9 protein-coding genes are annotated in these 19929 nt (G+C 42.0%); 8 read left to right on the top strand and 1 reads right to left on the bottom strand.

The genetic code is table 11. The features are described 5' to 3' along the window. Positions 1 to 546: 546 nt before the first annotated feature. The 7 genes from I5349_RS04860 to I5349_RS04830 all read left to right on the top strand — a co-directional run bounded on the left by I5349_RS04860 (position 547) and on the right by I5349_RS04830 (position 17525). Positions 547 to 2355, top strand: a complete 1809-nt coding sequence (locus I5349_RS04860) for a PKD domain-containing protein (protein ID WP_226389617.1) — start codon at positions 547 to 549, stop codon at positions 2353 to 2355. 3 nt (positions 2356 to 2358) lie between these two features. Beyond that, a complete protein-coding gene (locus I5349_RS04855) occupies positions 2359 to 3384 on the top strand; it encodes a PorP/SprF family type IX secretion system membrane protein (RefSeq protein ID WP_226389616.1) in 1026 nt (341 codons plus the stop codon). A 586-nt stretch (positions 3385 to 3970) separates the two neighbouring features. Beyond that, positions 3971 to 13702: a PKD domain-containing protein gene (locus I5349_RS04850; protein ID WP_226389615.1), complete on the top strand. Its 9732-nt coding sequence runs from the start codon at positions 3971 to 3973 to the stop codon at positions 13700 to 13702. Positions 13703 to 13709: 7 nt separating this feature from the next. After that, positions 13710 to 14735 carry a PorP/SprF family type IX secretion system membrane protein gene (locus I5349_RS04845; protein WP_226389614.1) on the top strand — a complete coding sequence of 342 codons (1026 nt, stop codon included), beginning with the start codon at positions 13710 to 13712 and terminating at the stop codon, positions 14733 to 14735. 114 nt (positions 14736 to 14849) lie between these two features. Further along, positions 14850 to 16379: a cryptochrome/photolyase family protein gene (locus tag I5349_RS04840; protein WP_226389613.1), complete on the top strand. Its 1530-nt coding sequence runs from the start codon at positions 14850 to 14852 to the stop codon at positions 16377 to 16379. A gap of 24 nt (positions 16380 to 16403) precedes the next feature. Further along, positions 16404 to 16847 carry a nucleoside deaminase gene (locus tag I5349_RS04835; RefSeq protein WP_226389612.1) on the top strand — a complete coding sequence of 148 codons (444 nt, stop codon included), beginning with the start codon at positions 16404 to 16406 and terminating at the stop codon, positions 16845 to 16847. A gap of 72 nt (positions 16848 to 16919) precedes the next feature. Further along, positions 16920 to 17525 (top strand): superoxide dismutase, encoded by a 606-nt coding sequence (locus I5349_RS04830; protein ID WP_226389611.1) that lies wholly within the window; start codon positions 16920 to 16922, stop codon positions 17523 to 17525. Between the two features lie 66 nt (positions 17526 to 17591). On the opposite strand, the gene I5349_RS04825 is transcribed toward I5349_RS04830, so the two are convergent. Then, positions 17592 to 18725, bottom strand: a complete 1134-nt coding sequence (locus tag I5349_RS04825) for a DUF4221 family protein (RefSeq protein WP_226389610.1) — start codon at positions 18723 to 18725, stop codon at positions 17592 to 17594. 133 nt (positions 18726 to 18858) lie between these two features. Here I5349_RS04825 and I5349_RS04820 point away from each other — a divergent pair, with 133 nt between their 5' ends. Beyond that, positions 18859 to 19917: a BF3164 family lipoprotein gene (locus I5349_RS04820; protein WP_226389609.1), complete on the top strand. Its 1059-nt coding sequence runs from the start codon at positions 18859 to 18861 to the stop codon at positions 19915 to 19917. The last annotated feature ends 12 nt before the right edge of the window (positions 19918 to 19929 follow it).

Genomic DNA, 19929 nt, shown 5'->3' with positions numbered 1-19929 from the left:
CTTAGTATAGTTCTATTTATTACTAATTTTTATTGCTTAAATACCCTTTTGCAAAGGCCTAAAATCCATGAAAATCAAGACTTTTCCTAGAAAGTGGATATCAAAAGGTATGCTTTTAGAAAAATAATCAAAAAAGTTAAAATTTTTTTCGACTAAGTAAATAGTTGATTGAGACCTTCATCAATACTTTTTGTGATTACGTCACAGCAATTTTGGATTTCGTCAAAAAGTACAATTTCAGGCTAAGATTTGGAGATTATTATGTGACAAATGTCACTTGGAAGTTTGGAATACTTAGAATTATATTTGTCATGTCTTCTGAATTATAGCATTACAGCAAATATAATTTTAAAGAAAAGCTAAAAAACAAAATAATAATTTTTAGCTATGTAATGCAAAAAAAGTGTTACAAATGAGAGCAAACTATAACATATCCCAAATCGCAGCTGGCCAAAACTCCCCGAGTTCTTTGGCTAAAGGTGTTTTGGTGGCTTGCTCTGTAACAGTTTTCGGGTCTCATATTACTCACCTAAATGGCGATATCATATGAGAGACTTCTACGCACTATTCTTATTACTCCCTCATCTGGCTGTAGCCATGCTCACAGATTTGCCAGTGATTGCTTACCCGTCTAGCAAGGGAAGTCTTAATGTTAACTTCTCAGGACATTTTTATCTATGTGATCCTTTAGAAAGAGGAAATATCAGTCCAACAGTATCCGGAGGTTCTGCTTCTTATTTATATAGCTGGACTAAAGAGGGGGATGCTTCTTTCCAAAGAAACACTCAAAAAATATCACACCTACTACCTGGTATCTATAAGGTAGTGATCACAGATGTAGCGACTGGAGCAAAGCTTGAGGCTACTCAAGAAATCTACCAACCTATTTCTTTAACTGTCAGCAGTACTGCTCTCAGTAGCTGTGGCGATGGCCAAGATGCTAGCATGACTATCCAGGTGCTAGGAGGATCAGGTCAGCATACATTAAAGGTTAATGGCCAACCTATCACGCAGACTACTATCAGCCAATTAGCTGCAGGGACTTATGAGATCCAAGTAGCAGATCAGGCAAATAACTGTGTCTATACGGTGCTTGAAACAATCGCTACTAAAGCAGAAGCCGTGAGCATCACTGCGGAAGTGAAGCCTGTTTCTTGCATAGGTTCTAATGACGGTGTGATCACACTCGCAGTATCGGGTGGACAAGCACCATATCACTACTCATGGACGGATGGAGATACTGCTGCTACACGCACTGATCTGATAGCGGGCACTTATGAAGTGACTATCACAGATGCTAGTCAGTGTACTTTCAGCGCTTCTGTGACAGTGGAAGAGCCAAGTCATCCTATTACAGTCAGTGCTGTATCGCTATCAGATGTTTCTTGTGCTGGCGCTAGAGATGGTGAGATCAAACTGGAGATTACAGGTGGTCAAGCCCCATACAAGCTCACTTGGAGTGATGGTTCTGTGCTCGCACAGAGACAAGGGCTTCTTCCTGGAGACTATCAAGTGACTATCCAAGATGCCAGAGGATGTATCGTGACTAAAGATTTTAGCATCGCTAGTCCTAATCGACTAGAGGCTACACTCATCTCAGATGTGACTTATGACTGTACCCAAAAGCGCTTTGTAGCGCAGGCTTCAGTACTTGTCACGGGAGGTAGTGGTCAGTATACTTATCTATGGAATAATACCGAAAGTAGTACGCAACCAAACTACACACTCACTTCTGAGGGCGCACTTACTGTAAAAGTCATCGATCAAAAAGGTTGTGAGTTGGTGGTGTCACAGCAGATAGATTTTCCAGAGCCTGCGAGTGCTGATTTTGATTTCAAGGTAAAAGGTGCTTTTGCGCCACAGACATTGATCTCAGTAGAGGACATCCTAGAGTTTACGAGTAAGAGCAAAGGAGAGGTAATCTCTTGGGCTTGGGATTTTGGTGATGGGCATGTGTCTAATCAGCAAGATCCAGATCATCAATATCAGGAGATGGGAGACTATCAGGTAAAGCTGAGCATTCAGGATGCTTATGGCTGTTCTGATGTCAAGCAGATGACAGTGACTGTAGGGGATACTTTCGTGTTTTTGGTGCCAAATGCCTTCACTCCTAATGGAGATGGTCTAAATGACTATTTCTCTCCTAAGATGAAAGGCGTGATAGAATATGAATTGAGGATATTCAATAAGAATGGAGACTTGCTTTATCATACTAATAGAAAGGATGACAAGGGATGGTCAGGTGCAGCGCTGGGCAATCAAACAGCCGCTGGAAGTTATATTTTCAAAGCAAAGTTGACCAATAAGCAAGGTCAGCAGGTCATCAAAGAGGGCTCGTTCTTACTAATCAAATAGCGTATGAAAAGACTGTTACTCATTTTAGCGCTTTTGGCAGGATTCACTGCCACCCATGCACAGGATACTCAGTATTCACAGTTTTATTCTGCGCCATTATTTCTCAACCCTGCCTTTACGGGTTCTACGGAACTTACTAGAGTAGGGATGAACTATCGTATGCAGTGGCCAGGCCTACAGCATTCGTTCAATTCTTATTCAGTATATGCAGATCACTACAGCTTTGACTTAAATAGCGGTTTTGGACTACTGATCCATGCTAATAATGAGACCAATGCTCGACTTAAGACCATTGACATCAGTGCCTTGTATTCTTACAACTTGCAGTTGAGCGATGGGGTCAACTTCCGATTTGGCGGTCAGGCAGGCTATGTCAGTCGCAATGCCTACTTTGAGGGGCTCGTCTTTGGTGATCAGCTTAATGTCAATACAGGTCAAGCAGAGGTTTTTACCGAAGAGATGTTGGGTGCAGAGTCTCAGCGCAGATTTGTCAATTTTTCTGTAGGAGCTTTGGCCTATACTGATGTGATCTGGGCAGGAGCGAGTGTACATCATTTGACTCAACCAAATCAGAGCTTTTATGAAAACGGGGCTTTGAGCAGATTGCCAATGAAGATCTCTGCACACGTGGGAGGGCGTATCGATTTGCAGGGAGGATATCGCAAGCGTTCGCTTAACTATTCCTTCCAAGAGCGCAGTTTGTTCTTTGCGGGAAATTTCAAGGCACAAGGCCCTTATAATCAATTGGATATTGGTGCGCAAGTGTATTTAGAGCCAGTAGCTTTTGGTCTATGGTATAGAGGGATCCCAGTGAAGAATGCTTTGCCAAATAATGAGTCTATCGTGCTGGTGACTGGTTTTACCTTGCCAAATGGAATAGATATCGGTTATAGCTATGATATGGTAGTCTCTAAGCTAGGGATGAGTACAGGTGGGGCACATGAGTTTTCGATGCGGTATCAGTTTATGTACGGCAGTGCCAAAGACAGAAACTTAAGAAGGACAATACTTCCATGCTTTAGATTTTAAATGAATTGATGTTTTTAAGAATAAATTTGGGATTGTTATACTGAAAAGGCGCAGCTATGTTAGCTGCGTTTTTTTTCTTTCGATCAATTTAAATAGCTGAAAAAGAGGGATATGAGTTTTCCAGTTTTTGGTTATCGCAAAGCCTTTTTTGGTCTTATTGTGTAAAAAGTGAAAAAAAATAAAATATTTTTTTCACGTAGATCTTAGTTGTCACTTTACTTCGTAGATAGTTTTTGTTGATTTGTGAAGTAGATTTTGAAGTTGACAATCATCAAGACTTCATAGACCAAAAGATCTCTAAGTTTTGAACAGGGCGCGGGATCTAAATATTTGGAATTTAGATAAATAAAGAATTATATTTGTTTTGGTTGGTGTAATGCCTAATAGACAAAAATTATATTTTACAAAAAGGGAAATAATAAGAATAATTTTCTTGTCGACATAATACAAAAAACTTGATACGTATGATAAGGGTTCAGGGTAAATCTTTAGTATATCGACTCCAATTGATTGGTTTAGAGGGATTTGCTGTGCATTCTTCAAGTTTGACTATGGTCTCTATTTTTCACTCAAAATCAGAGACTATATGAAAAAAATCTACGCACTCTCTTTATTTAGCTTCTTCTTATTTTTTGCTAACCTGTATCAGGCACAAGCTCAGGGGCTTGAAATCAATAGACAAACTTTTGATAACTGTGCTCGCTTTGTAGAGCTAAACGTAAGAGGTGGAGTAGCTCCTTATACATATACTTGGTCATATGATGGTGTAGTCGTTCAGGTAGATGAAAATGTAGCAGCAGGTCAGGTAAGTACTATAGAGCGTGCTTTTTCAGGAGATTACACACTTGTAGTTACAGATAGTGGTAATCCTACATCCTCATTGACAAGAATTGTCAATTTTTCGGAGAACACTAGTTTTGACTTAACTATAGACGCAGAAGAGCAAACAGAATGTGATGGTATCACAAGAGGAAGAGTTTTCGGTCAAGTAACTGGTGGTGTGCCTAATTACCTGATTAATATTTATCAAGAAGGCAGTACCAATGTTTTCCAATCTTGGTCTATCCCTACTAACAATATTGATTTCAGTGGTGTGCCCGCTGGCAAGTATCTCGTGGAGGTGATCGATAATAATGGCTTAGGCTGTAGAGAGTATGCTGAAATCGATATTCCTGAGATTCCAGAGATCGTCTATTTGACTGGAGCTAACTTGGGAGCTTTTCCAGAGACTTGTGATGCCAATGGTAGCATTGCTTATGATATCACTAGCTCATCTGGTCCGGTAGAATTCAGAATAGTAGAGATCGGTAGTGGAGATGTGATTGTAGATTGGACACCAGTAATCAATGGTCAAATCAGATATACAGGATTAACTAGAGGTGATTACAGATTAGAGATCACAGATGATTTCAGAACGACTGCTTGTCCAGAGTCACTTAACTTCACCATCCAGGATCAGAGAAGGATAGATGTACAAACTATCGTAAGCCCAGTGGTTTGTTTCAATGGCTCGGATGGAGAGATCACTGTGAGTGTTGGTAGAATCTATAATCTTGGAAGTGGAAATCCACAAAACGTTAGGATCACTATCACAAACAATGGTACTGGTGAAGTTAAAGTTAATAATGACACCATGGGCCTTGGCAGCCCGTCTTCTTTGACTAGAGTCAATAGAACTTATACAGGATTTGAGGCTGGTACTTATACAGTAGTTGTTATCCAAGGAGGTAATAATAGCTCTGAATGTGAGCTTACTTTCCAAGTGACTGTTACAGCACCAGTGGCACCTATCACTGCAACCTTCGATAGAATCAGGGATGTGACTTGTATAGGAGGAAATGACGGTCGTATCAGAGTCAATCCAACTGGTGGCTGGGGAGGTTACACTTACTTTTGGGTAGGTCTAGGTAGAACAACACGTGAAGTAAATAACCTTTCTGCAGGTACTTATACTGTAAGAGTAACAGACAGAGAGGGTTGTACTGCGGAGTTTTCTTACACGATCAATGAGCCTACTCAAATACAGGCTAATTTCACCAATATTACTGCGCTATCTTGTGCTGGAGCCAATGACGGTTCTGCTACAGTTAATCCATCTGGTGGCTGGGGAGCCCCTTATACCTATCTGTGGAGTAATGGCCAAACAGGTCAAACGGCTACTAATCTAGTAGGGGGAAATAACACAGTAATAGTTACTGACTCTAGAGGTTGTGCCAGAACGTTCACAGTAAGTATTCCAGTCCCAGACCCAGCAGCAATTACTTACACTCCTGTTGCTCCTAACTGTTTTGCTGGTGCTGATGGGTCCATTAGAGTTCAGATAGCAGATGCCACGCCTACTGCTTATTCTGTCAGAGTAAATGGCGTGACACAAAATGGGAAAGATGTTACTTTTAATGGGCTGGCTGCTGGTGATTATGAAGTAGAAATCTCTTTCGGTGCTAATTGTAAAGTAATAGAAACTGTTACGGTTACTGAACCTACTCAGATTACAATAGATGATGATGCATTGTCTATAGAGAATATTAGATGCTTTGGAGAGTCAAATGGCTCGATATCAGGGCTTGTAGCTACTGGTGGGACAGGCATCCTTTCTTACCAATGGCAAAATGTAGTAGGGGGTGTTTTCACTAATATCTCAGGAGCGACAAATCCTGATATTAATGGTTTAGTAGCAGGCACTTATAGACTTGTAGTCACAGATGCTAACGGTTGTTTTATCAATAGAAACTTTACGATTTCTCAACCACAAGTATTACAGGCTTCTATCACTGAGGTGACTAATTTGGCTTGTTTTGGAGAAAATAATGGACAAGTAAGATTTAATATTACAGGAGGGACGGCTCCATATTCTTATAGCCTAAATGGGGGTGCTGCAGTAGAGACTTTCCAAACAAACATTACGATTTCTGATCTAGCCGCTTCACAGGATAATTTCATCACTGTAGAAGATGCTAATGGTTGTACAGTAGCTAGCTTGGAGTTTGATATCATCCAGCCAGATCAGCTAGTGATTCAAAATCCAGTGATCACAAAAGAAACTTGTTTTGGTGCTGCAGATGGATCTATCACTGTAGACACAGAGGGAGGTTCAGGTAATCTAGCCTATGAGTGGTATAATCTCAATGATATCAATACGGTCCTTTCAAGAGATGAAGACCTTCTCAATGTAGGCCCTGGAACATACAGACTATTTGTCATTGATGAGGACAATTCTTCTTGTGCTATTACCAGAGATTTTGTGATTGAGGTCACTCCGGATTTAGTCATAGGTTTGGTAGATAAGCAAAATGTACTCTGCTTTGGAGATGCTAGTGGAGCGATCAATATCAATGTGATCGGTGGAACACTTGCTTCAGGTAACGCTTATACTTTTTCATGGACTGGTCCTGGCGGGTTTACTGCCAATACAGAAGACATTTCAGGTCTTGTAGCGGGTCTTTATACGGTCACTGTGAGAGATGATAACAATTGTCAGGAGACACTGGCTAATATTGAGATCACTCAACCTGCTACTCCGTTAGATGTTACTGTTATTTCACAAATTGACCCTAAGTGTTTTGATAGCGCTGATGGTAGGATAGAAGTGCAGTCAGCTGGTGGAACTCCTAATTATACCTATGCATGGGAGCAGGAGACAAGTCCTGGTGTATATACTCCTGTAGGAGCAAATAGTAGAATTTTGAATGGTATCACTCGTGGTACTTATCGTGTCAATGTTACTGATGCCAATGGCTGTATCACTACGGAAACCATCACCCTTACAGCTCCAGATGAGTTAATCGCTACGATCGTTGAAGTCAGAGATATTTCTTGTTTTGGTAGAAATGATGGCTTTATTGATATCTCCGTAGTAGGTGGAACTGCTCCTTACAGATATAGCTGGGATTATGGCTTCAATAGAGAAGATGCAGTCAACCTAAGTGCAGGGACTTACAGTGTGACGATCACTGATGCCAATAACTGTTCAGTCACTCTAGCAGACATCGTGGTAGATGAGCCTGATGCTTTAGGTATCGATTTGGTTCAGATCACTAATGATGAATGTTTTACAGGAAATGGTTCAATAGAAATCAATCTGACTGGGGGCATTGCTGCTTCTAGACAAGTTACTTGGACGAGACTCTCTGATAATACTGTCATCTCTACTCAGACGGGTGTGTCCACTTCTACGGTCAGTGGCTTAGAACCAGGTTTTTATAGAGTGGATTATACGACTGGAGGCTCATGTATCATTTCACGCAATTACCGTGTGGAGGGTCCAGCGCAGCCACTTCAAGTTTTTGGTTCACCACAAGATGCAAGTTGCGCAGGTGAGACGGGTATTATTTTCTTGAGCGCTACAGGAGGTCAAGGACCTTATACTTTTGCTATAGAGACAACTCCGGGAGTATGGACTGATTTGCCAAATACTATTGCTGGAGGAATCCCTGCAGGTACTTATAATATCAGAGTGACTGATGGTGTGGGATGTGTGGCTAACAACACTATAGTTGTCATGGAGCCTAATCCACCGATCATCAGTGCATCAGTTGAGCAAGATGTTTCTTGCTTTGGAGGAAATGATGGGGTGATTGACTACAATGTGTCTGGTTCTACTAATATTCAATGGTTTAGAAGAAATAGTTCTGGAGCAGATATACTAATTCCTGACTCAGAATTGAACAGCCTATTTGCGGGGACTTATTACATGAGAGTCACTTACGCTAGTAACTGTACAGTAACTTCTGGTGATTATGTCGTGGAACAGCCAGCTGAGGTGGTCATCACGCCTCAGGTGACTATGCCTGTATGTAACGGTGACTTTGGTTTCTTCGAAATCAGCGTATCAGGAGGTGCACCTGGCAAGACGATTCGTTTGACAGGGGACAATGGTTTCTCTGAGGAGTTGCTCAATCAACCAGATGGTACTTACAATTTCTCAAGCCTTTTACCAGGCACATATACTTGGGAAGTAGTAGATGCAGGTTGTGGGCCGAGAACGAATACTTTTATCATAGAAGATATTACTGAGCCGAGCTTTACGATTTCAAAAGACGATGTTTCATGTTTTGGTGCTAATGATGGTGGCTTTGAGGTAGAGAGTCCAATCGTACATAGCGGAAGAAGCTATATCGTTTGGGTCAATGGCACGAGCTATGGTGCTCAAACGGTCTTTACTGGATTATCAGCTGGCAACTATTCAGTGATCTTGCAAGACAATGAGGGTTGTGAGTCTACGCCATTTACATTTACGATTGATCAGCCAGCGAGTCCACTAGCTATAGAAGGCTTGGAGGTAGATCAAGTTTTATGCTTCGGTACTAGTACAGGTGCTGTGAGATTTAGCATCAGCGGAGGTCGTGCGAACTATACTGCAACACTGACTAACCTGACTACTAACGCTACTCGTAACTTATCAGGTATCACAGAAGGGGATGAGAGATTTTGGGATGCACTTTCTGCTGGCAACTATCGTATAGATGTCGCTGACCTCAATGGAGTATGTACTACTAGCCAGACTTTTACGATTACCCAGCCAGCGGCATTCACAGCCACACGTCAAGTAGGTGTGATCCAATGTGCTGGAGGAACAACTTTCATAGATCTCAATGTAACAGGGGGAACGCAGCCTTATGTATATACTTGGGAGAGAAATAATGGAGGCACTTGGGAAGTTATCTCAGGTGAAACTTCTGATAGAGTGGAAGGATTAGTAGCGGGTACTTATCGCTACACAGTGACTGAGGCAAATAGCTGTAATGTACTTACTGAAGAAATTACCATTGCTGATGGTACGGAGATCACAGTTTCTGGCACATCAAGCCCGATACTTTGCTTTGGAGGCTCTACTTTGGTGACCTTGACAGGTTTTGGAGCTGCGACTAATAATTATACTTATTTCGTCAATGGCAGTCAGATATTTGGTAATCAGTTCCAAGCAAGAGCGGGCGATTATGAGGTGTATGCGGTAGACAATGTCAAAGGTTGTGTGTCTGCTACAGTCACAGTGACCGTTACTCAGCCTGCTGCACCACTGTCTATTGTGACTTATGAGCAGGACAATCTTTCTTGCTTTGAAGCCAATGATGGTGTCATCAGACTGCAATTAGCTGGTGGAACTGCGCCATATTCTGTAAACTTTAACGGATCTGTCTCTGAATTAGGTGAGAATGAATTAGGAGAGTTTACAGGCTTGGTCGCGAATCAAGCATATGTCATCACAGTAGAAGATGCCAATGGTTGTGAGATTAGCTTACCATCTAGAACTTTGACGCAACCTCTTCCGCTACAAGCACAAGCGAGATTTAATCCGATCACTTGCTTTGGAGGAACTACCAATGTGACATTAGATGTCACAGGTGGGAATAGACCTTACGCTGGAGGCATCACTTGGGAATATTCTACTACAGGAGCAAGTGGTACTTGGGGAACATTTGGTCAGACAGGGACTAGTTTGACAGGGGTATCAGCTGGATTCTACAGATATACTGTCAATGATGCTTCCTGCCCTATCACCAATACATTTGAAATTGAGCAGCCTGCTGAGGTAACCCTTACAGCTGCGACTACTCCAGTGACCTGCTTTGGAGGTATGGATGGTACAGTGACTTTTGAAGCTTTGGGTGGTCCAAGTGGGACTTATAGATACTTTATCGGAGGCTCAGAGGTGAGCAGAACAGTGACTGGCTTGGCTGCAGGAACATACACGGCTTATACGCTAAGTGGTTCTTGTAGATCAGCTGATATTACCTTTACCATAGGTGGCCCAGCTGCAGCCCTATCAGCAGTGGTGTCTGCTCCTAGCTCTGTAGCTTGTTTTGGAGACCTAGCAGATATCAATATTGCGCTCAGTGGAGGTAACGGTGGATATGCTGTTTCAGTAAATGGTACTCCAGTAACTGTAGTAGGAAATAATGTGTCACTTACAGATTATGCGCCAGGTACTTACAGTGTATTGGTTACTGATAGCAAAGGCTGTACTTTCAACACCTCTTTCACCATCGCTCAACCTGCTCAGTTGGTGATCAACCAATTGCAAATCAGAAATGAAACTTGCTTCGAATCCAATGATGGAGGTGTCAATGTAGAAGTAAGTGGTGGTACAGGTATTTTGAACTACAGCTGGACCAATCAATCTGGTGCAGAAGTATCCACTAATATTAATTTAGAAAATGCGACTGCTGGGACTTATACGCTTACAGTGACAGATGCCAATGCTTGTACTGTTAGTAGAGACTTTGTGATCGAAGGTACGACACCTGTTGATTTCACTTTTGTCTCTACCAATGTCTCTTGCAATGGTGGTAATAATGGTAGTGTGACATTTAGTGCCTCTGGAGGAAGAGGAGGATATAAGTATTATATCGATGACGTCAGACAGTCTGGAGAGACAGTATCTAACCTAAGAGCGGGTACTTACAGCTTGGTAGTAAGGGATGTGAATAACTGTATTTCTGCTGTGAAGACCGTTACGATCACCCAGCCAGATGAATTGATATTTGATGTTCAGCAAACTAATGTGACTTGCTTTGGAGCCAATAATGGCAGTGCTAACCTCGTCATCAGAGGTGGTACAGCTCCTTATGCGGTGAGATGGTCAGATAGAAATACAGATCAGAACAGATCAGGAATGGCTCCGGGAACTTATGAAGTGACTGTAACAGATACCAATGGCTGTACTTATACTGATATCGTAGAGATCACACAACCGACCCAGTTGACTATCGATAGACAAATTACAGATGTACTTTGCTTTGGTGCTGAGACAGGAAAAATCGAATTGACCGTCTCTGGTTCAAATGGTGGCTATACTTACAGCTGGACTAGAGTAGGAAGCCCTACTGTCATCAGTACAGCTCAAAATTTAGAAAATGTAGCTGCTGGAAACTACCGTGTAGTCGTGACAGATAGGGATGGCTGCTCTACTGCTAGAGAGTATACGATCAATCAACCGGCTGCGGGCTTGGAGGTAGAGGAGCTAATTACAAATATCACTTGCTTTGGCAATACAACTGGAAGGATAGACCTGATTGTAAATGGTGGTGCTGGTGGCTATACTTATCAGTGGAGCTCAGGAGAGACTACTCGTAGCATCAGCAACAAGCCTGCGGGTAATTACACTGTACAGATCACTGATGCGAATGGCTGTACATTCTCTGAGACCTATGCGATCACGCAGCCAGATGAACTTTTGGTCAATGCAGACATCACCAATGTGCTATGCTTTGGTGATGGTAGAGGCAGCATCAGTCTTGATATCACTGGTGGAACAGGTGCTTATGATATACTATGGAGCAATGGTGCTACTACTCCAACCCTTTCTAATTTAAGAGGAGGTAGCTATAGTGTGGTGATTTTTGATGAAAATGGCTGTTCTTTCAGAGCAACATATGAAGTCATAGAGCCAAGCGCAGCACTCCAAGTTACGGGTGATGTGATCAGTCAACAGTGTAATGAAATCCCTGATATGGGCGTCATGCTGACCGTACAAGGTGGTACTGCTCCGTATAGCTACAGATGGTCAAATGGTAGCACATCACAAAATATCAGCGCTGTACCAGCGGGCGAATATACAGTAACCGTAACGGATGCTAATGGCTGTGAAGTGACACAAACTTATGATATCCCTGAGCCAAGTCCTGCTATGACGCTAGAGATAGATGGTAAGCTAGGACTTTGTAATGGGGCTGAAAGAGGTAATATCAATTTAACAGTCAATGGAGGTGCAGCACCTTATAGGTTTGCATGGAGCAATGGTGCTACCACACAAAACTTGAATAATTTGGGTGCAGGAACGTATTCGGTGACTGTAACAGATGCCAATGGCTGTATCGCTACGGAGACCGTTGAGATTTTACCTCCAGGCAACTTGTCTTTGAGCTTGGCTGAGCTTTCTCAAGTGAGCTGTTTTGGAGCTAATGATGGACAGATCGCTATCAATATCAATGGTGGTAGAGCACCATTCCAAATCACTTGGAATGACGATATCAGATTAGATCAACCTGTGATCAGCAATTTGGCTCCTGGACTTTACAGAGTTCGAGTAGTGGATGCCAATGGCTGTCAAGCGGTCAGTGTATTTAATATCACTGAGCCTGAGATTTTGACTTTCACTGCACAACAAGAAAACATCACTTGTAAAGATGCTAATGATGGCCGCATCACCCTCAATGTACAAGGAGGAAATGCACCATATAGCTACGCGTGGAGTAACGGCTCAACAGTAAGAAACCAAGCGAATCTAGCTCCAGGGACTTACAGTGTAGTGATCACCGATGCAAGAGGATGTTCTACTGGTGCTTCTTACACGATCACAGAGCCAGCTAAAGCTTTGACGATCGATAGTGAAGCTACTGAATCAATGCGATGCTTTGGAGAGCAGAATGGCGCGATCAGTATCAGACTAAGTGGTGGTACACAGCCATACAGCATTCAGTGGGAAGATGGCTCTAGTGAATTGTCTAGAGAAAACCTAGGAGCGGGTGTTTACAAAGTGATTGTTACTGATGGTAACGGCTGTATTGCAGAGAAGACATTTAACATCACCGAGCCAGAAGAATTGAGAGCAGACTTCATCCCGATTATAGATGTTAATTGTGATACGAGAGCTTTCACAGCAGCAGCTAGAGTAGAAGTCACAGGTGGTACAGGTGAGTATCACTTCGACTGGAGCATCGGCAGAACAGGCCCAGTCAGTGAGTTGAGCAATCTTCCTGAAGGTCCTATCACGGTGATCGTCACGGATAGTAATGGCTGTCAAGTGACAGTATCAGGAGAGATCAGGTTCCCAGATTTGGCTATGGCAGACTTCACTTATGAGATAGAGGGTATTGGTGGACCAGAAAATAAAATTTCTGTTCAAGACCTTATCAACTTCATCGATCTGTCTGAAGGAGAGATCGTGAGCTGGAGTTGGACATTTGGAGATGGTAATGGTGATCCTGAGCAAAACCCAAGTCATGTGTATGAGCAAGTAGGGACTTACACCGTGACTTTAGAGATATTAGATCAATATGGCTGTCGCTCTTTGAAGCAAGTAGAGCTGACAGTGGGAGATATTTACACATTTTTAGTACCTAATGCCTTTACGCCAAACGGAGATGGGATCAATGATTATTTCCTTCCTAAAGTAAAGGGAGTCAGTGAGTTAGAGTTTTGGGTATTTAATAAATGGGGTGAATTATTATTCTATTCTAATGATTTGGAGACAAAAGGTTGGGATGGAACAGTCAAAGGTAAATCTGGAATAAACGGTAACTACGTATATAAGGCCAAATTCAAAACAGTAGATGGACGCACCATCAATAAAGAGGGCGTCTTCTTACTCATCTTGTAAAAGGCCTATGAAAAAACTTGTACTCGCTTTCGCCCTACTAGCTGGAGTACTTACCGTCAAAGCTCAGGATACACAGTATTCTCAGTTTTACTCTGCTCCACTTTTTCTCAATCCTGCATTTGCTGGTTCGACTGAGCTTACAAGAGTTGGTGTCAACTACAGGATGCAATGGCCAGGTTTGAATCAAGCCTTTAATTCATACTCCGCTTATGTAGATCACTACAGTTATGATCTCAATAGTGGCTTTGGCCTTTTAATCAATACTAACCAAGAATCTAACGCTAACTTAAAGTCGGTTGAGGTCAGTGCACTCTACTCGTATAACCTACAGTTGAGTGACGGCCTCAACTTTCGTTTTGGAGGTCAGGCGGGCTATACTAGCCGCAATGCAGATTTTGGCAAATTAGTCTTTGGCGATCAGCTAAATGTCAATAGTGGAGTAGCAGAGAGCTTTACAGAAGAGTCTTTAGGTGCGGAGTCACAGAGAAGGTTCGTGGATTTTTCATTAGGAGCATTGGCTTATACATCAAGTGTGTGGGCAGGGGTCAGTGTACATCACATTACAGAGCCAAATCAGTCATTTTATGAGATGGGGACAGAAAGTAAGTTGCCCATGAAAATCTCTGCACACGTAGGGGGTCGTATTGACTTGCAGGGCGGCTATCGTAAGCGTTCACTCAATTACTCCTTCCAAGAACGCAGTTTATTTTTAGCGGGAAATTATAAGTCACAAGGACCCTTTTCTCAAGTAGATATCGGAGGTCAAGTATATCTAGAGCCTATTGCCTTTGGTGTTTGGTATAGAGGTATTCCTGTGAAAAATGAGTTACCAAACTATGAGTCTATTGTTTTGGTTTCTGGTTTTTCTTTTGCCAATGGTATAGACATCGGCTACAGCTATGATTTTGTGATCTCTAAGCTTGGGCCATCTAGTGGTGGTGCGCATGAGTTTTCATTGAGATATCAGTTTTTATATGGCAATCAAAAGGATAGAAACCTTCGTAGGACTATACTGCCATGCTTCAGGTTTTAAGATAATTTGGGATTGTTATACCAAAAAGGCATCGCTAATTAGTGATGCTTTTTTATTGATGTTTGGCTGATAACTTTTTAGTACCAGCAGGGTTTTGCTTGTATATTTTATCCAATGAAAACACTCAGACTTATACTTGGCGATCAGCTCAATGCTAGCCACTCTTGGTACAAAGAAAAATCTTCTGATGTCACTTATCTGCTTATGGAGATGCGTCAGGAGACAGACTATGTGCAACACCATATTCAAAAGGTGTTAGGTTTTTTTGCTGCCATGCGGGCTTTTGCAGAGGCGCTAAGAGCCGCAGGTCATCAAGTCATTTATATTAAGTTAGACGATAAGAAAAACAAACAAGGGCTTGAAGAAAATATCCAAGCTGTTTTTGAGGAAGGAGATTTCATACACTTTGAATACCAGTTGCCTGATGAGTACAGACTTGATCAGCAGCTGAAGTCGATAGGAGAAATCCTTCCAAATGTGTCTGCTATTGACACAGAGCATTTTCTAACCCATCGAAGCTTCTTGGCAGATTTTTTCAATGGGAAGAAAACATACCTGATGGAGTCTTTTTACAGAGCTATGCGCAAGGAGTATGATATCCTGATGAATGATAAAGAACCGGAAGGAGGTAAGTGGAACTATGATAAAGAAAATAGGAATAGCATCCCTAAAGAAGATCTGCTTCAAGAACAGCCTCTTTTCGTCAATGATCTCACTGAACTTGCTAAAATGCTTGAAGAGCAAGGTATACAAACCATAGGGTCAGTAGAAGGTAAGCATTACATCTGGCCCATCAATCGTAAACAAGCTAGGCAAGTTTTGCAGCATTTTGTGCAGGTATTGCTTCCTAAGTTTGGTTTGTATCAAGATGCGATGCACACCGATGATCCATTCCTCTATCATGCGCGATTGAGCTTTGCGCTAAACACCAAAATGCTCCACCCGCTTGAAGTCATTCAAGCTGTAGAGAAGGCCTATTATGAAAATCCAGCACTGAATACTTTGCCTCAAGTGGAGGGGTTTATCCGTCAGATTTTGGGTTGGAGAGAGTATATGCGTGGAGTGTATTGGGCTAAGATGCCTGACTATGCTACGCTCAACTTCTTCGGTCATGAGCGAAAGCTTCCCGCATATTTTTGGACAGGAGATACTCAAATGAACTGTATCAAGCATGCTGTCGATCAGTCGCTCCAGCATGCCTATGCGCATCATATTCAGCGCTTGATGGTCACGGGTAATTTCCTCTTGCTAGCAGGGATAGATCCAGCAGAGGTGGATGCTTGGTATTTGGGGATTTACATCGATGCGATCGAGTGGGTGGAGATCACCAATACACGTGGGATGAGTCAGTTTGCAGATGGGGGGATTGTAGGTACGAAGCCTTATGTCTCAAGTGCCAACTATATCGATAAGATGAGTAACTACTGCTCAGGCTGCAAGTATGATAAGAAAAAGAAATATGGAAAGGATGCCTGCCCTTTCAATAGTTTGTATTGGCACTTTTATGATAGGAATGAAGACAAGCTTGCCAAAAATCCTCGTATCGGTATGATGTACAGGACTTGGGAGAAAATGCAGCCAGAAGAGAAGCAAAAGATCCTCCGACAGGCAGAAGAATATCTTTCCAACATTGAAACTCTTTGAGGGAAGATTGTTTAAATTGCTTGGATGGAACTCTACAGTGATGCGTATTATATGAATGAAGCGCTCAAGCAGGCACAGCAGGCGTATGAAGAAGGAGAAATACCCGTAGGCGCAGTAGTAGTATCAGGCAATCGCATCATCGCGAGGGCTTACAATCAAACGGAGAAACTACAGGATGTCACGGCACATGCTGAGATGCTCGCACTGACAGCAGCCGCCAACTATTTGGGGGCGAAATATCTCATTGATTGTCGGCTTTATGTGACGCTTGAACCATGCATCATGTGTGCTGGTGCAACTTTTTGGTCTCAGATCGGGTTGTTATATTATGGGGCGGATGATCCGAAGAGAGGCTTTTCTAGGCTAAGTAAGTCCATTCTCCATCCCAAAGCTAAAGTGCAGGCAGGATTGATGGCAGTAGAGAGTAAGGCACTTTTAGATAGTTTTTTCAAAAAACTTAGGGGATAAAGAAATTGAATATTCATCGGCACGTCCGATACTTTTAAATAAATGTTTTACTAAAAATAAACCAATAATAATATGGCTTTTGAACTTCCAAAATTACCCTACGAACTCAATGCATTGGAACCACACATCGATGCAAAGACAATGGAAATCCACCATGGTAAACACCACAATGCCTATGTGACGAATTTGAACAAAGCGATCGAAGGTACTGCCCATGAAGGTAAGTCACTTGAGGACTTGATGAAAATAGCAGGATCTAACCCAGCGATCAGAAACAACGGTGGAGGTCACTACAACCACTCACTTTTTTGGACTATCCTATCACCAAAGGGTGGAGGCAAGCCTAGTGGAGATCTAGCGGCTGCTATCGACAAGAAGTTTGGTTCTTTTGATCAATTCAAAGAAGCTTTCAATACCGCTGCGGCTACGAGATTTGGATCTGGCTGGGCATGGTTATGTGTAGATGCCAATGGCGAAGTGCACGTATGCTCTACGGCTAACCAAGACAATCCACTGATGGATGTGGCTGAGACTAAGGGTACGCCTATCCTAGGGCTTGATGTATGGGAGCACGCATACTATCTCAACTATCAAAACAGAAGACCTGACTATATTGGTGCTTTCTGGAACCTAGTTAACTGGGATGAAGTAGCTAAGAGATTTGCAGCTGCTAAATAATCCGATTAAGAATAATTGATTGATAGATTTACCCCCGCTAAGCATACGTTTAGTGGGGGTATTTTTTTATTTGATGGTCAGTCTGATAAAACCGAGCTCGTCATTGACATTTTCGAAGATCCAGATCTGTCCATCCTTCACAAAGTGAAAAGGAACAGCTTTTTCATAGTTGGGGAGTGCTATTGAGTGGACGACTTGAAAGTCCTTATCTAGTATAGTGAGAAAGACTTCTGCTTTAGTGACAGTCTCACCAGCGATTTCTTCTTCATATTGTGCGTATGAAAACCTATAAAACTGCTGACTGGTTTCATCCCAAACAGGTGGCTCGAAAGTGATCTGAGAATCATAGTCGCTGACCAATTGCCTGAAGCCTGCTTCGTCATTAGCTACGTTTTGAGTAGTAGTTGATTTTGCATTTTTGCTAAGTGGATTTTCATAGCTGTAGTGAGTGACGCTATCTGTTTTCAAGTCGATTGTGTAGATATCTGTGGTCACATTGCTACTGATGATGGCTCTGTCAGCTTGCGTGGTGATTTTAAACTGAGGTGGAATCACGACCATCGTCTTGCCATCTTGTACCCATGAGAGATGATAAGCTTCAAAGTCTTTTTGGTAGGCCGGCAGCTCAATGGCTTCAAAAGTGTTAGTTTCCAAATCAATGATGCCAAAGCTGAAGCTTTTATTTAAAAAAGACTGAAAGATGGTATAAAGCTTAGTCTGCTCTGGGTTTAGCATGGCAGCTGTCATGGATTCGTCAGCCCTGAAGCTATGTCCTGAGATTTTATCCGCGCGTGTTTCTAGCTTTTTGAGGAGCGTTCCATCTAGACTGAATAGGCCACTTTCTTCAAAGGACTGGATTAAAAACTGCTCCTCTGCGATCTGCTTGAATCTGAAAACATAGCTACCGATGCCATTGGGGCCTTCTTTTTCAAAAGGATGGGTAGATATGAGTTCGAGTGATGCTAAGTCAATCTTCTCTATATAGCTCAGCTTGTCGTTGAAGTTGTAGAGGTAGCGCTTATCAGGAGATACGCTGGATTTAGAGAGGACTGCATTGAGGTAGAGGAACTCTTCTTTGGCATCGACCACTACAGTGTCCATGCTGATCTGAAGTGTTTTGGTGGAGGCTGTTTGATCTGAGGAACTGTCACATGCGAGGCATATCAGGCTTAGAACAAATAGATAGAGGAGCTTTTTCATGGGTGTGCGCTTTTCGTTAGGTCAATTTTATGTTTTTAAAAGAAGAAGAAAATTGATTTTTTATGGCTGGTGATAATTAGGTTTTAAAAGAAATTAATTAACTTAAAAATTAGTTAAATTTCTAATTTTCCAGATGAAAAAATTCTTACTGTTTTTCTCTTTGCTTTTGGTCACTTTGTTTGGCTGTGAAGAGCGCTACCCAATAGGGGCTAAGTTTTTTACTTATGACGATATCCCTCAGACCATTACTCTCAAGGGTGAGCGGCTGGATATCCCTGAGCTTCAAAATCCCCGCAAGGTGCACTATCAAAATGGGCTACTTTATATAGCAGATGATCATGGAGGTTTTAAAATCCATGTTGTGGCGTTAGATGACAGCCTAACTTATATCAATAGGCTTGGAGTGGATGGCGTAGGTCCTGGGGAGTTTACCCACGTGTGGAAAATAGAACCGGCTCCTGAAAAAGATCATATTTGGGCATTGGATATCCAGACTAAGAAATACCATAAATTCTCTGCTTATCAAGAGTCACCCAAAGCGTTGATGGACTTTAGACAGAGAAAAGATTTGGTGGCAGGAACTGAGTTAGTTTGGATAGCTAATGATCGTTTGGCTGGATGGTCGGAGTTTGGTGGGGGTAAATTTGTCTTATTCGACAGTGCAGGCAATCAATTATCAGCTCATGGTAAGTTTGCAGGAATGATCGAAGGAGATTGGGAAGAGTTTACGCTCAATAGTTTTTTTCAAGGACACTTTAACTTTAATGATAATAGGCAAAAAGTAATAAGCACAACAGCAAGTGCTGATATTTTAGAGATTTTTGACCTCAAAACTAAGGAAATCATCACTGTTTCGGGCCCTCTCAATCAAGCAAATGACTTTAGCATCATTGACGTATTAGGATACCCTATGGCAGCGTCTAATGGCGGTGACATGGTTTACTATTATGATGGTTATCCCACAGATAACTATATCTTTGCCAATTATTGGGGATTAACAGACAAAGTGATTAGGGAGGAAAATGATTACACTTCTGAGATATTGGTCTTTGATTATGAAGGAAATCCACTTTGTCGAATGCTGCTGGATAGACCTATCATCCATCTTTCAGTAGATGAAGCCAATAAAACCATTTATGGTGTTTCCTTTGACAAAGAACCAAGTATATATGCTTATAAATTCGACTTTTAAAAGCCGTAAATA

It is taken from the genome of Penaeicola halotolerans (assembly GCF_016464625.1).
Lineage (GTDB): Bacteria > Bacteroidota > Bacteroidia > Cytophagales > Cyclobacteriaceae > Penaeicola > Penaeicola halotolerans.
Note: the sequence above shows the minus strand (reverse complement) of the source record. Positions and strands in the feature narration are given on the sequence as shown.